We start from the raw sequence: 13,930 nt of genomic DNA on the forward strand, positions 1-13,930 counted from the left end.
GCTATTGTTTATCTAAAACGATATTGGTAATCTTACAAAGCGAAATCAAATTATCATCTTCGTCAACAATTCTCACTTCCCATAAATGTGTAGTTCTACCTTTATGAATCGCTTTTGCAGTCGCAAAAACATATCCTTCTCTTTTGCTTTTTACATGATTGATACTCAACTCAATTCCTTTAATAATTTTATTAGAATCTCTTAAAAAAAATGCAGAAGCACAACTCCCAACGGATTCTGCCAAAGCAGCTGTTGCTCCACCATGTAGTATTCCATATGGTTGATGTACTTTAGGAGTTACCGGCATTTTAGCGGTAATAAAATTATTTCCTACATCAACAAACTCTATTTCTAAAGTTTCCATCAAGGTGTTTTTATTGTAACTGTTTAAGACTGTAAGAGATGCTTGCTTATTCATGGTAACTAAAAATTATCACTCAAAAATACGTATTTTTGCATTGAATAAAAATGATAGAATGTATAAAGTACGCGTAATTTTAGATACGAAAGAAGATGTAATAAGAACACTATTGGTAAATGAAAAAGCTTCGTTAGAAAACTTACACTTTGATATTGCCAAAGCGTTTGGTTTTAACGGACAAGAAATGGCATCTTTTTACCGTACCGATGAAGGTTGGAATCAAGGAGAAGAAATTCCATTATTTAATATGTCAGAAGCAGGAGAAGGAATTTCAATGGCAACATGTATTTTGCATGAAACCTTACCTAATCAAAACGATAAGTTAATTTATGTGTACGACTTCTTACAAATGTGGACGTTTTATGTAGAGTTGATAGAACAATCGAATGAAGAGGTTGCTGAAACAAAAATGATTTTATCTGTAGGGGAGTTACCAGAAGAAGCTCCTGAAAAAGAATTTAAGGCAGAAGATCTTTCAAAAAATATAGACGATGAAATTGATGACGAATTTAATAACTTTGAGAGTCTAGACGATTTTGACTTTGATAATTATTAAGCTATGGCACAATTTATAAAATTGTATAACGACAATCCCAACCCAAAAGAGATTGAAAAAATTGTAAAAGTTTTACAAAATGGCGGGTTGATTATCTATCCAACCGATACTGTTTATGGTTTAGGTTGCGATATTACCAATACTAAAGCACTAGAAAAAGTAGCGAGAATAAAAAAAGTAAAGCCAGAAAAAGCCAACTTTTCATTTGTTTGTAACGATTTAAGTCATTTATCAGATTATGTAAAGCAAATTGATACTGCAACCTATAAAATCTTGAAAAGAGCTTTACCTGGTCCATATACTTTTGTGTTACCAGGGAGTAATTCACTGCCAAAAGCGTATAAAAAGCGTAAAACAGTAGGTATTCGTGTACCCGATAATAATATAGCAAGAGCTATTGTGGTAGCTTTAGGAAACCCGATTGTATCAACTTCTATACATGATGAAGATGAAGTATTAGAGTACACAACAGATCCCGAATTAATTTTTGAAAAATGGCAAAATACTGTTGATGTTGTAGTTGATGGAGGGTATGGAGATAACCATGCATCTACCGTAATCGATTTAACAACCGATGAGCCAGAAGTACTTCGTGAAGGAAAAGGAAGTTTGGATATTTTGTAAATATTAAGTCTGGTTGAAATCTTAAAAAATCACTTTTTAATTAAAAGCGTAATCCTTATCTTGGTACAGAATAGAAAAAGGATATATGTTTTTACTGGATAGATTCCCCAACGACAGCGGACCAATATATCAAGAAACCATAGCAGGCAGATTGCCTGTTGAACCTTTCAATACCTTTAGTAACTTAATTTTTATAGTACTACTGATTTACTTCGGAAGAAGAATTTATCAAAACCCTAAACAATACCCATTTTTTCTGTTTGCCATTCCAGTAATATTTATCAGTTGGATAGGAGGTACCATGTTTCACGGAACACGAAGTCATGAGTTTTGGTTGTTGTTAGATTGGGTTCCTATTATGATTGTATGTTTAGGAGCTATTATTTATTTCATAGGAAAAATTAAAAAGAAATGGTGGCAACGATTAGCAATAATTGTAGCTATACTTTTAGTATCCGTTTTACCAAGATTTTTACCAATACCTTCAGGATATAGAACATCGTTTGGATATGCAGTAACAGCATTTGCAGTAATAACTCCGTTAATTTGGTATGCTTACAAAACACATTGGAAAAACGTAAAGTACATAATGTATGGAGGAATAGTGTTTGGAATAGCGTTACTATTTAGAACGTTGGATAATAAAGTAGAGTTACTACCTATGGGAACGCACTGGTTATGGCATAGTTTCGGCGGAATTGCAGTCTTCTTCCTATTATATTATATCTATAAAGATGAACAAGAATTAACGTAGTTCAGTAAATTGTTTTCTTCCTTTAGCATAATATTGCCAAACTACAGATTTATGTTCGTAGTAATTCGATTTTTTAGGAGATTCATTTCTCTTTTTCATGAACTTAGGAAGATGTATATAAAAACTAAAATGAGCTTTTAAAATAGCAAACAAATGATTAGGTTTTCCTTCCAATAAAAATTTAAGGCTTGCCAATCCGTCTAAGACCAAACGGGAAAAAATAATTGGAAATAACTTTGCTGATGGTAGGTTTTTAACTAAGCTAAGTAAACTGTTCCTGAAATTTAAAAATGTTTTCTTCGGATTCAAAGTGTCGAGTGTAGCACCACCAACATGGTATACAGTTGAAGTACCCACATACTTTATGGTGTGTTCGTTATTTTTAGCGCGCCAACACAAATCAATTTCTTCCTGATGTGCAAAAAAGTCTTCATCAAAACCATTGAGTTGATGAAAAACTTCTGAACGAATAAAAAAACAAGCTCCTGAAGCCCAAAATATTTCGGTAGTATCGTTAAACTGTCCGTTATCAGTTTCTAAATCGATAAACAAACGACCACGACAATAAGGATATCCAAAAGCATCAATAAAACCACCAGCAGCACCGGCGTATTCAAATTTCGATTTATCTTTAAAGTCTAAAATCTTCGGTTGAATAATGGCTGTGTTAGGTTCTTTTTTAAAAGTGCTAATAATGGGAGTTAACCAGTTATCAGTAACCTCAATGTCAGAATTTACTAAACAATATACATCCGCATCAATATGTTGCAAAGCATCGTTGTAACCTTTTGCATACCCGCCATTTTCGGTATTCTCTACAATTTTTACAGTAGGAAAATACTGCTTAATAAATTCAATAGAATCATCTGTAGAAGCATTGTCTGCGACATATACTTTCGCTTCTTCAGAACTATAATTTACTACAGAAGGTAAAAATTGTTCAAGCAATTTTTTTCCGTTCCAGTTTAATATGACGATAGCTGTTTTCAAGACGGCAAATTTACAGTTATTACATCAAAACACCAGTGATAAAGTTTTATTTTAAAATTTAATTAATACATAAGTTTTTTTGACATAAACTATACTACCCATAAACTTTGGTCTGGAGTATTAATGGCTGTAAATGCTTTTATAGCATCAGCATGAGTATCAAAAACGAAAGCATAAAAAACTATTTCGCCAAAAATACCTGTTGTACCTTTATTTTGAACAATGTTATGAATAGGACCATTAAATACCTGCCCAGATGTTTTTGTATGTGGTTTTGAAGTTCCAGGTGACACTTTTGCACCGAGAATTTTTGAGGGTAATTTATTACATGTATGAACACTACCATTTTGTTCTGTATAACTAGTAACGTTCCATGATTTTACAGTAAACTTCATGTAAGAAAGAGTCGTTCCGTTACTTAGTCTAATACTCGAAGTAGGGACAATTTCAATCATTTTGCCATTACTAGACCTATTAGGAGTGTAATATTTTCTGAGTACCCCAGTAGCTCTATTGTTAGAACTACAAGATTTAAAGCATATATATAAAGGGTTTTGTGTTATGGGGGTTCCTGATAGTGGTCTTATATCGTAGCCATATGCCATTGAACCAGGAGAATTTAATAGAAATTGAATAACCGTGTTTTTTTCACAAACTAAAACATTTTCCATAGCTCCAATACCACTTAAATTAGGATTTGCTAATTTTACATTTGTTAGCATTAAAGGAGGCATTTTTCCTTTGTTATAACCTTGAGCACTTTGTTCTGTATTAAAACCTATTTGTATTCCTAATTTTCTATCCCAAAACCAAGGATTTCGAAACCCCAATATGTCTGTTTTTACTGTTGCAGTAACATTGGTAATATAAACTTGATTTAAAAGCCCTGTAATAGCTGAAATAGGTAAAAAATTCTCGTCACTAAGACTTACAATCATATCTGTATAGTAAGTACTAGTATCTTGATAATTTAAAAACCGAAAGTTATCAGTAATAGCGTTTCCTAATGCTATTCTAACATCTTTTAATAATGTATTTGGTTGAAATAGGTGTTGTAGCCAATTGGTGTAGCCTATGTAAATTGTATACTTATTCATAAAGTTAAAATAGGAAAAGGCAGGTTGTGTATTTTTATAACCTGCCTTATAGAGTTAGTGATTACCCCCAAGGGTTAAAAAGATCTTGAACGGATGTTGCATAGTCTAACAAGTTAACATAAGGTTGAACTTCTAAGACGCCAGGGTACGAACTGTATTTATCAAATAATTGAATTATTTTATTCATGTTAGGAACATTACTAATTAAGGCTACTGAAGGCAACATTTCATCAAAAGTAGCTACTCCCCAATACATTGCTTTATCTAATGATTTAGCCCATTCGTTGAAGTCGTTAGAAGTACCAGCTCTCCCTCCAACTTGAGAAAAAGACGTAATTTGAAATTTATCGGATTTAGTAGTTTTTTCAGTACTTCCTTGTGCATGATTATAAGATGCTCCGCCTCCAATACCATCGAAAGCAGCTTTAAAAGAACCTCCAAATTCTTGTTTATTAGTTTCCGATTCGCTGTACTCTGTTATGGTGGTAGTATCACTTGAAAAGAGAGCTCCACCTAAATTAAATTGTTTGGGTACGTAATAGCCATATTCGTTTAGCACTTCTAAAACAGCTTTGCATGCCTGAAAATCATTATCCATATTGTCGTGGAGTGCTTGATTAATAGCTTGATTAAATTCATCAGAACTTTGAAACTTTGATAAATCGATTTGAAGAGCAACTTTTCTAACTAAGAACTTTCCAGTAATGTATTCTGTGACTTTACTACTCGATGTTTCTTTACTTTTTTCATATTTAAATTCAGCTTCTCCGCCACCATAAGGTGTATTCAATGATACAGAACTACTATCAGTACTTGTTTCTTGTAACGAATGTGTAACTTTTGAGTAAGAGTCGGTGTATACAACTTCAGTTAATACCCGTGGAATCACAGAATCAGGAAATTGATTATCTTTCCAAGAGTATATCTTTTTAAAGGATTTTTGAAACCCATAGGTAGGATTGAATGTTAGTCCATTGAAAATTTGAATGTTATTAAAAAGAGACTCTTTTTCTACATTGCTTAAATTCATGTAATGTTGAACACCATCTTTCGGGTCTAAAGGGTCAGAATGCTCAGGAGATCCTATATTTACGGTATTACTACCATCTAATAATATGCTTAATGTAATTGTTTTTTCAGAAGAAACTAAAACTTTACTTCCATGATTTAAAAAATAATCATCTTTATCCATAAAGCTATCAGCCTTGGGTGACTCTAAAGTTTTTCTTACCTGTGCTAAAGTGTCATTTACATCAAAAGGATATGAAATTGAAGTGGCTCCTGATTTTTGAAATACTATTAATTTTGTTTCGTTTTTTTTTGTTAAAGTCTTGGTTGTCATTTTTTTTGTTTTAAAAAGTTAAAAAAAGAAATAAATAGAGGTATTAACTTCCCCAAACAGATGGATTTATATCATTCATCTTTCCAAATACAGCTACAGCATCTTCATGAGATTTGAAAACAAAGATGTAGAAGATTACTTCTCCTATTATATTTCCTGGGTCTTGACTCTCTTTTACATTGTAAATCGTACCAATGTTTTGAGTAGATTGTTGTCCTGAAGGTACTGTAGTTCCTGGTTCAATTGTGCCTCCGGGTACTACAGATTCATCGGCATTCACCAGTTTGTTGTATGGGGGTACAGATGCTGTTCCTACATCAGCCTTAATAGATCTGGCCATTAAATTAGAAGGTGCTTTTTGCTGTGCTACAGGTAAAGGAAGATCACATTTGTAGGTTTTTCCTCCCGATTTATAACTGGTTACTTTCCATGTTTTAATTGAAAACTTCATGTAATTAAGGGTCTTCCCTCCCAGATTAAGACTCTCAGTTGCAACAACTTTTATGGTACTGTTGTTTTGACTTTCATTTTTTGAAAAATAACGACGCAAACTAGAGTTGGCGTAATTACCTCCGTTTGTAGGACATGTGGTAAACGTTATGTATAAGTTTTCACTATTAATAGGAGCACCTGAAATAGGTTTAATTTTATATCCATATCCGGCAGAGCCCCAAGAGCTAATATTGAATTGTACAATACTACCCTTTTCACATACCACTACATTATCCATAGTAACACCAGGTAGGTTAGGGTTTGCTGTTTTTACATTTGTTAACATAAATGGTTGAAATTTCCCTTTATTAGCAGTTTGGGCTTCAGGGTCAATAGTGTTAAGTGTCATTTTACAAGACATATACCTGTCAAACCACCAGTTAGTGTTAAACCCAATAAGATCTACAGCTTTCGTTTTATTTACATTAGTAAGATATGCCTGATCATTTATTCCACTGATAGCATCCAGAGGAATAAATTGTTCAGTTCCAATACCTACAACCATATCTTCATATTTAAGACCTGAGTTTTGGTAATTGATAAAACGAAAATTGTTTGTGCTTTCAGAAGCGGTCATAAATCCCTTAGCTACCAATTCTTTTCTTATATCATTCAATTTGGTGCTAGGGGCAAAGTCGTAAGGGACAGAATCAATGTCGCCCTTATAAAAATAAAAAGTTTTACTCATAATAATAAAATTTTAAGGAGTTGATAAATCAAACCTGTTTAGTTATACATTAAAGTTGATGAAAATTTGTAAACATCATTATTTAAATGTTTTAAGTGGTTTGTTTTTACTAATGAAAGGTGTAATGTTGATTATGAGTGTAACAGTAGAAAATACTTTTTAGGAGGCAATAAATAACTATTTTTTATAAATATGTGATAGTACGTCGTTCATTTCGACTTCACTCAATGAGTTCCTCGTTATAATGTTTCAGTTATCGTCATTGCGAGTGGAACAAAGTAATCTCTCCGTAGAGTATGACGTTTAACTAGTGTTATTCTAGCTCAGGAGAAGAATCTTATTGAAGTGAGTTACTCTTATTAAAAAACTAGGTTACGTTTTCCAAACTAAAATTAAAAGGTTCAGAACCACCACCAGTCATTACAATATCAGCGCTTTGAACCTCAAATAAGTTTATTTCTGTGTTTATTTTTGAAATAATAGCAGAATTAAGAATTTCTCCTTCTACAATTTCAGAAGCAAGACCAATGTAAAGTTTAGGGTTAAATTTAAAAACAGCTTTTTGACCTGGAGCAATATTACGTTTAGAAGCTAATAACTTACCATTTCTGTAACAGTGAGCATTAATGCTGCCATTAGTTAAGTTATTACGTATTTCTACTTCTTCTGCGTTAGTAGCTGGAGTTGAAGAACTTTGTAAGATATTTCCAGAAGTACTTTTAACCATTTCATAACCATTTCCATTATATGCGGTTAATTGAGGTGTGAAGTTTCCGCAAGAATCACTAGCATTAATTTGAAAGTTTTTAGGATAGTTGAAAGGATGATTGTCTAATCGACCACAATTTTTAATAACTTTCCATGCAGTGGCTATTTCATCAAAATTGCTTGCAACGTTCTTTTGAAAAATTACAACATCACTGTTATTAGCATCATTAGATCTGTTTATAAAGTTTAGTTTAATAGTATTGCTCATAAAATCAACTTTTTAAGTTTGGTACTTTAGAATATGAATTTAAGAAAATGATAAAAGCAAGGAGAAAGAAATGTTATAAGCGTGCTGTTTTGTGTGTTGAAATATGTGTTGGATGTCATTAAAGGAATTACCATCATTCCAAATAAACATTGAGCGTAGTCGAAGTGGTATGTTAAGTAATCTTTTTGTCGAGAATAGCCCACGTTATTATCATTCCTCGCTCTAATGTTTCAGTTATCGTCATTCCGAACGAGGTACGAGGAGGAATCTCATGAAGAGAGGAGCTCTCATTCTTAAGATTTCTTCTTCCGTTTCACTTCAGTTCGAAATGACATTATAGTAATCGTCATTCCGAACGACGTAGGAGGAGGAATCTCACGAGGCGCGTAACTCTTACTTTTCAATAACTAACTTCTCCCAGATGTTTTCCCATCCCTTATTCATAACTCTGTTACGATACGTTGTTAAATCAAAATTAGGAGTAGGTCGTACAATAAGATTGAATACATCGTCTAAACCATGCGGAGCAATAAAGTCTATTTGATTGTTTGTATTTAACTGAACAGCAATTGCTGTAGCTGTTTCAGGCCAGTAAGAAATAGCTTCGTAACAATCTTTATAAGGTAAATGATTGTTTCGAATATGCATCCTTGCTTGATTTTTAACCGACCAGTTGACAGAGAAATTAATAGTTTTGAGTTGTTCTTCAAGAGCTAATTCACGAGCCTTAGAAATATCGCTTTCATCAAAATAAATAACATCAACATCGTTTAAAGGAGTTCTTCTACTATTATGTTTATAATCCCAAATTTTGTTTCTCACAAAACCAGCACCAATCCAACAATCAGAGAGGTGTAAGCTACTAACGGTTTCAAGAATGTTTAGCATCCAAGAATCGTTTTCAATAATAGCTACGAGTTCAGTGGTAAAATTTGCTTTCATAAAACTTATTGGTACTTAGGTATATTTTTTAAAAACACATAAGTTTCCTTCTCTTTATCTAGCATACAAAAAAAGTGTTGCAGTCCGTTGGTAACGATGAGGTAATCGGCATCAAGCTTTAAGTTATAGCGTGCAATCTGATCAAAAGTATCTTGGGTAATTTTTATATGCGGAGCTTTACATTCCACAATAATATTCGGATGCCCGTCAGAAGCAAAAACCACAATATCGGTACGTTTTTTAAGGTTGTTGATAACCAACTGTTTTTCAATAGCAATCAATGAAACAGGATAGTTTCTTTCTTGAATCAACCATTGAACAAAATGCTGACGTACCCATTCCTCGGGAGTTAATACCATATATTTTTTTCTCAAATTATCAAAAATAAGCGTCTTATTTTCGTTACTTTTGAGCTTGAATGTATAGCTGGGAAGGTTGAGCTTTTGCATAACCCAAAAGTAATAAAATTATAAGTTATTTCTTCGTTGTTCAAGATGACGAACATTATTGTCATCTCGAACTGGAGCAACGCGGAATGTGAGAGATCTTAAACATGAGAGTTACTCCGTTGAATGAGATTTCTCAGTCGTAACCTCCTTCGAAATGACATTATAGTAATTGTCATTCCGAACGACGAAGGAGGAGGAATCTCAAGAGGTGTGTTACTCTTATTGTTAAGATTTCTCGTCGCTCATAAAATCGCTCCGTCGAAATAACCAAGAGTGTTATTAAGAAATGAATACCTCGCTATAACATTTTAAATAATAATACCAAGAAGAGGTAATTATTCGAGTTAGTATTAACAAGAAACAATAATACTTCCTCTCCTTTGGAGAGGATTGAGGAGAGGCTTTATGAACGAAATTAAATCTATCATATCCGATATCAAAGGAGGCAACATCAAACCCATTTATTTTTTAATGGGGGAAGAACCGTATTACATCGATAAAATTTCAGATTATATTGAAGACAATGTGTTGGATGAATCTGAAAAAGGATTCAATCAAGTAGTCATGTACGGTCGTGATGTATCGATAGAAGAAATTGTGTCGTCGGCAAAACGTTTTCCGATGATGGCAGAAAAGCAGGTGATTATTGTTAAAGAAGCGCAAGATTTAAGCCGTACGATTGATAAAATAGAGTCGTACGCTGCAAATCCACAACCGAGTACCGTATTGGTGTTTAATTACAAATACAAAAAGCTAGATAAACGTAAAAAGGCGTACAAAGCCATAGCAAAAAGCGGACTCATTTACGAAAGTAAAAAACTGTATGATAACCAAGTAGCTGATTGGATTCGTCAGGTGTTGGGCGGAAAAAAGTTTAACATCGAACCGAAAGCTGCACAAATGTTAGTGGAGTTTTTAGGAACTGACTTAAGCAAAATTAGCAACGAATTAGATAAGTTGACTTCAGTATTACCTGCGGAAACCATTATTACCGATAAGCATATTGAAGAAAATATTGGGATTTCTAAAGACTTTAACAATTTTGAGTTGCGTAAAGCAGTAGGACAGCGTGATGTGGTAAAAGCGAACAGAATTATCAATTATTTTGCGCAGAACCCAAAAAACAATCCGTTGGTAATGACCATTTCTTTACTAAATAGTTTTTTTACACAGCTATTACTATACCACGGATTAAAAGACAAATCGAAAGCTTCGGTAGCTAAAAACTTAGGAGTAAACCCATATTTTGTGGACGACTACGTAAACGCAGCCCGTAATTATCCGATGCGAAAAGTATCACAAATTATTGCCTTATTACGTGATGCTGATGTAAAAAGCAAAGGAGTAGGAGCCAACCAAACTCATGCCGATATTTTAAAAGAATTACTGTTTAAGATTTTGCATTAATAGTGTTGTGTATAACTTTTGTGACTGAAGAAATAAAAAACTACGAGAAAAATATTGTAAAACTGTATTGTTACAAACAAAATTCTAATAAAGAGGCAATTTTAACTTACCCACAGACTCACTTTTCATAATCAAACGTATCAAAACAGACGACTGCTCGAATAAAAGGGCAAAAAAACACGTACTACTTAGTGGCTTTTTAAGTACATAAAATTGTATACACAGGTACAAGTTGCGTACAAATAAAGTTAGTTCTTCTTAAAAGACAGTATTTTACGGTAAAAAGCTTAAAAATCAATACACTAATTGTATGATTTTAGAGATATTTTATATCTTTAACTCAAAAAATTGTACCACCCCTAAAATACATCTATGAACATAAAAGCAAAGCTTTTTGTATGTGGTGAGGAACGAGAACTACTTACTACTAACTTAAATTATAATCGCCTTACCGATTGGAACGGTAAACCAACTTCCGCCTTATTAGGAGGAGCTATTTCAGTAACTTTTGAACCTCAAATGTACGATGATACCTTTGTTGATTGGATTAAATCTGATAGAAGAGGCAATAAAAAAAAACGTCATCCTTTTAATCTTTACCAATTAAGAGATGGTAAAATAGTTTTTTACAAAGACGAGTTTGATGGAGTAGAACTATTCCAATACAACTTTCAAGATGGTGTACTTGTAAATTATTACGAAGCTTTTGATAACCAGAAAGGCATGCAGGTTACCCTAACCATATCACCTGCAATGCAAGATTATCGTTTTTTTAATAATAGTACTGACTGGAGAAGAAAAAGCAGAACTCGTTATATAAAACCATGGCAAGAAAGTTTTATACCACCTATAGAAGATAAACCATATAAAGCGAAAACAAACGATAACCGCATAAAAATAACTAAGTACACAATAAGAAACACCAACAATGTAGAAATTGAAGAATACTTTGCTGGTGATACAATCGTGTTACATGTTGAAACAATTAATGCTATTGGTAAAACCATAACACTAAACTTAAATGATAAGTCTTATGACTTTAAGTATAAGAATACTGTTTTAAAAGATGATACATTAAAAGATTATGTAATTAACAGTAATCTTGAAAAAATAATACTGGAAGTTATAGTTCCTGAAAAAGAAGAAATTAACTAAAAGCTATGGCTGAAACAAAATTTAAAATTACGCTAAACGAAACAGGGCAATCGATAACCAAAGAAGTATTAGGCTACAAAATTTCTTTTTTCAATCATAAATGGAGTTATGATAAGGAAGGAAAAGAAACTATAAACAAGGCTGAACTTTCTGAAACTGTATACTTTCACACAGAAATAACAGGATTGCCAAATAAAACACAATTGAAGTTTAAACTCTATGACTACGATAATTTTTTACGTGATGGTTTAGATGATGACGAGTTTAATGAAGAAGAAGTTATTGTAAAAACTGAAGTAATAGAAAAAGGGGAAATACGAAAAGCTTGTATAAAACTTTACCTTGATCAGAGGTGGGAAAATATGGTAAAAAAAGACACTGCTTATGATCTAGATTTATATTGGCAAGTACATTTTAAATTACCCAATTACGATACAAAACTTTGGGCGAAAGTGCCTAAAAAAACAAAGGATATGCTAAAAGTTGGTTTTAGCAAGAGAGACTTATATTTTAACCCTATTATCGCTGGACATAATTTGCCAGAATTTGTTGCGTACGATGGTAGTCCAATGGTATTTATAGAGTTTGCCAAGTCTTTTGGAGTAAAACAAGTAAAAAAGAAAGCTAAAGGTTTTATAAAAAATGGTGGTGTTGACAAAGTTATAAGTAATATAGCTTTGGCGAAGCTAGAAAAAGGTATGCTAATTAACACTCAAGGAAATATAATAACAAGGAATAGCCAAATTTATGGTAAAAACTTCTATTCAAACAATGGAGAACTGTTACAAAAAGGTGTTTATACAAATGACAGTAAGTTACTTGAAAATGTGAAAATTCGTAAAAACACTGGTAATAAATACACCTCAACTAAACCTATAAGTCAATATGACTATTTTTCTAAAACAGGTAAGAGAGTAACATTTTTACGAACGTTAAAAAAAGCAGGTAGTGTATATGACTTTTTTGGAGTTGCTTCTTTTATGGCAGATGAAGAAGCAACCTCAAAGCAATTACCTATTCCATTAGGTCCTATGTCTCCCTTAACAAATATTACAAATTTAATTACTCAAGAAAACGAAGCAATATTTAAAGAGTTTTTTAATGAGGTGGTAGACCAAGAACTTTTAAAAGCAAAGTCAGAAGGTTTAAGTGCAGTAAAAAAGTATATTGAATCATGGAAAAGGAGAGAAAATTTCCAAGATTACTATGAAAAAGGTTTTGAGTGGCGTTTAATGGCTATTTCTAACGAAACAGCTAACAAGCTTCTTAATGGAGAATTTATAACTTTTGAAGGACTGAATGATTATAATGAAGAGAATACAGATTATGATGATAAAATATTTGTCCTATATAAAGAAAAACTTAACACTAGTAAGAATAAGTATGATTATATAATTGAAACCATTTTTTTAAATGAATAAGATAGTATTAATATTGACATGTTATTTACTTATTGGTTGTGAGGTAAGTAAAAAAACTATTGAACTTTCTCAAAGTTCAACTGAATACCCTGTAATTATAAGGTTAAGCAAAAAGTTTAAAAAAGTAATAAGTATTAAGCTGCCTTTAAAAGTTGATTTAATAAATAATTCTAATAAAGATGAAGAGTTTATTAAAATTAAGTATAATTATAACTCTATACCTATTGGAAGAGATTATGGTATAATGTTATTTGAGTATAAAGAAAAATCAATTTCTAGAACATCAAATAATTCAAAAAAAGAAGTTCTATCATATAATAATAAAGAATACCTTATTTACTCAAGACATTTTGTAGACTCAACAAAATCAATCCAACAACAGTTCAAGCCTTATGTAGCAAAAATGCTAGCAGAAAATAAAGACACTTTACATATTGGTAGGGTTACCGAGTTTAAGAAAAACCATGCAGCATTATTTAAAAAGTTAACAAAAGGAGATAGTATTTCAATTCAGTTTTTAGATGATGGAAAATTTGGAGAACGTGTTACTGTTCCTGTAGAGTGGTAACAGAGTTTTTTTAGTCGTTAACAACGAGGATAAAAAAAGTAAACTATC

At 32.3% G+C, this 13,930-nt stretch carries 15 protein-coding genes; 7 read left to right on the forward strand and 8 right to left on the reverse strand.

What is annotated here, in order from left to right; all coding sequences use genetic code 11:
• Position 1: 1 nt before the first annotated feature.
• Positions 2 to 418 carry a PaaI family thioesterase gene (locus tag C7448_RS06665; RefSeq protein WP_115900577.1) on the reverse strand — a complete coding sequence of 139 codons (417 nt, stop codon included), beginning with the start codon at positions 416 to 418 and terminating at the stop codon, positions 2 to 4.
• A gap of 58 nt (positions 419 to 476) precedes the next feature.
• On the opposite strand from C7448_RS06665, the gene C7448_RS06670 reads away from it, so the two are divergent.
• The 3 genes from C7448_RS06670 to C7448_RS06680 all read left to right on the forward strand — a co-directional run bounded on the left by C7448_RS06670 (position 477) and on the right by C7448_RS06680 (position 2,355).
• Positions 477 to 977, forward strand: a complete 501-nt coding sequence (locus tag C7448_RS06670) for an IS1096 element passenger TnpR family protein (RefSeq protein WP_115900634.1) — start codon at positions 477 to 479, stop codon at positions 975 to 977.
• Between the two features lie 3 nt (positions 978 to 980).
• Positions 981 to 1,601 carry an L-threonylcarbamoyladenylate synthase gene (locus C7448_RS06675; RefSeq protein ID WP_115900578.1) on the forward strand — a complete coding sequence of 207 codons (621 nt, stop codon included), beginning with the start codon at positions 981 to 983 and terminating at the stop codon, positions 1,599 to 1,601.
• 85 nt (positions 1,602 to 1,686) lie between these two features.
• Positions 1,687 to 2,355 (forward strand): hypothetical protein, encoded by a 669-nt coding sequence (locus C7448_RS06680; RefSeq protein WP_115900579.1) that lies wholly within the window; start codon positions 1,687 to 1,689, stop codon positions 2,353 to 2,355.
• Here C7448_RS06680 and C7448_RS06685 read toward each other — a convergent pair.
• From C7448_RS06685 to C7448_RS06715, 7 genes are all read right to left on the reverse strand, one after another.
• The gene (locus C7448_RS06685; protein ID WP_115900580.1) at positions 2,347 to 3,345 is read right to left on the reverse strand and encodes a glycosyltransferase family 2 protein; all 999 of its coding nucleotides are present in this window, start codon (positions 3,343 to 3,345) and stop codon (positions 2,347 to 2,349) included. The genes C7448_RS06680 and C7448_RS06685 overlap by 9 nt on opposite strands.
• Before the next feature lie 89 nt (positions 3,346 to 3,434).
• Positions 3,435 to 4,442: a hypothetical protein gene (locus C7448_RS06690; protein WP_115900581.1), complete on the reverse strand. Its 1,008-nt coding sequence runs from the start codon at positions 4,440 to 4,442 to the stop codon at positions 3,435 to 3,437.
• A gap of 61 nt (positions 4,443 to 4,503) precedes the next feature.
• The gene (locus tag C7448_RS06695) at positions 4,504 to 5,784 is read right to left on the reverse strand and encodes an MAC/perforin domain-containing protein (protein ID WP_115900582.1); all 1,281 of its coding nucleotides are present in this window, start codon (positions 5,782 to 5,784) and stop codon (positions 4,504 to 4,506) included.
• Positions 5,785 to 5,827: 43 nt separating this feature from the next.
• On the reverse strand, positions 5,828 to 6,964 hold the full coding sequence (locus C7448_RS06700) for a hypothetical protein (protein ID WP_115900583.1): 1,137 nt from the start codon (positions 6,962 to 6,964) through the stop codon (positions 5,828 to 5,830).
• A 367-nt stretch (positions 6,965 to 7,331) separates the two neighbouring features.
• Positions 7,332 to 7,940 (reverse strand): hypothetical protein, encoded by a 609-nt coding sequence (locus C7448_RS06705; protein ID WP_115900584.1) that lies wholly within the window; start codon positions 7,938 to 7,940, stop codon positions 7,332 to 7,334.
• A 393-nt stretch (positions 7,941 to 8,333) separates the two neighbouring features.
• Complete coding sequence (locus C7448_RS06710) at positions 8,334 to 8,882, reverse strand: nucleotidyltransferase family protein (RefSeq protein WP_115900585.1); 549 nt, start codon at positions 8,880 to 8,882, stop codon at positions 8,334 to 8,336.
• 5 nt (positions 8,883 to 8,887) lie between these two features.
• The gene (locus tag C7448_RS06715; protein ID WP_115900586.1) at positions 8,888 to 9,331 is read right to left on the reverse strand and encodes a type I restriction enzyme HsdR N-terminal domain-containing protein; all 444 of its coding nucleotides are present in this window, start codon (positions 9,329 to 9,331) and stop codon (positions 8,888 to 8,890) included.
• A 405-nt stretch (positions 9,332 to 9,736) separates the two neighbouring features.
• Here C7448_RS06715 and holA point away from each other — a divergent pair, with 405 nt between their 5' ends.
• The 4 genes from holA (at position 9,737) to C7448_RS06735 (ending at position 13,882) form a co-directional block, all read left to right on the forward strand.
• Positions 9,737 to 10,738, forward strand: coding sequence for a DNA polymerase III subunit delta (gene holA, locus C7448_RS06720; RefSeq protein ID WP_115900587.1), 1,002 nt, complete (start codon positions 9,737 to 9,739; stop codon positions 10,736 to 10,738).
• A gap of 372 nt (positions 10,739 to 11,110) precedes the next feature.
• Entirely contained in the window at positions 11,111 to 11,893 is a 783-nt protein-coding gene (tssD, locus tag C7448_RS06725) for a type VI secretion system tube protein TssD (protein ID WP_115900588.1), read from the forward strand.
• Between the two features lie 5 nt (positions 11,894 to 11,898).
• The gene (locus tag C7448_RS06730) at positions 11,899 to 13,314 is read left to right on the forward strand and encodes a hypothetical protein (protein WP_115900589.1); all 1,416 of its coding nucleotides are present in this window, start codon (positions 11,899 to 11,901) and stop codon (positions 13,312 to 13,314) included.
• Positions 13,307 to 13,882 carry a hypothetical protein gene (locus C7448_RS06735; protein WP_115900590.1) on the forward strand — a complete coding sequence of 192 codons (576 nt, stop codon included), beginning with the start codon at positions 13,307 to 13,309 and terminating at the stop codon, positions 13,880 to 13,882. Before C7448_RS06730 ends, C7448_RS06735 begins: the two co-directional genes overlap by 8 nt.
• The last annotated feature ends 48 nt before the right edge of the window (positions 13,883 to 13,930 follow it).

This window comes from Tenacibaculum gallaicum (assembly GCF_003387615.1).
GTDB classification, from domain to species: Bacteria; Bacteroidota; Bacteroidia; order Flavobacteriales; family Flavobacteriaceae; genus Polaribacter; species Polaribacter gallaicus.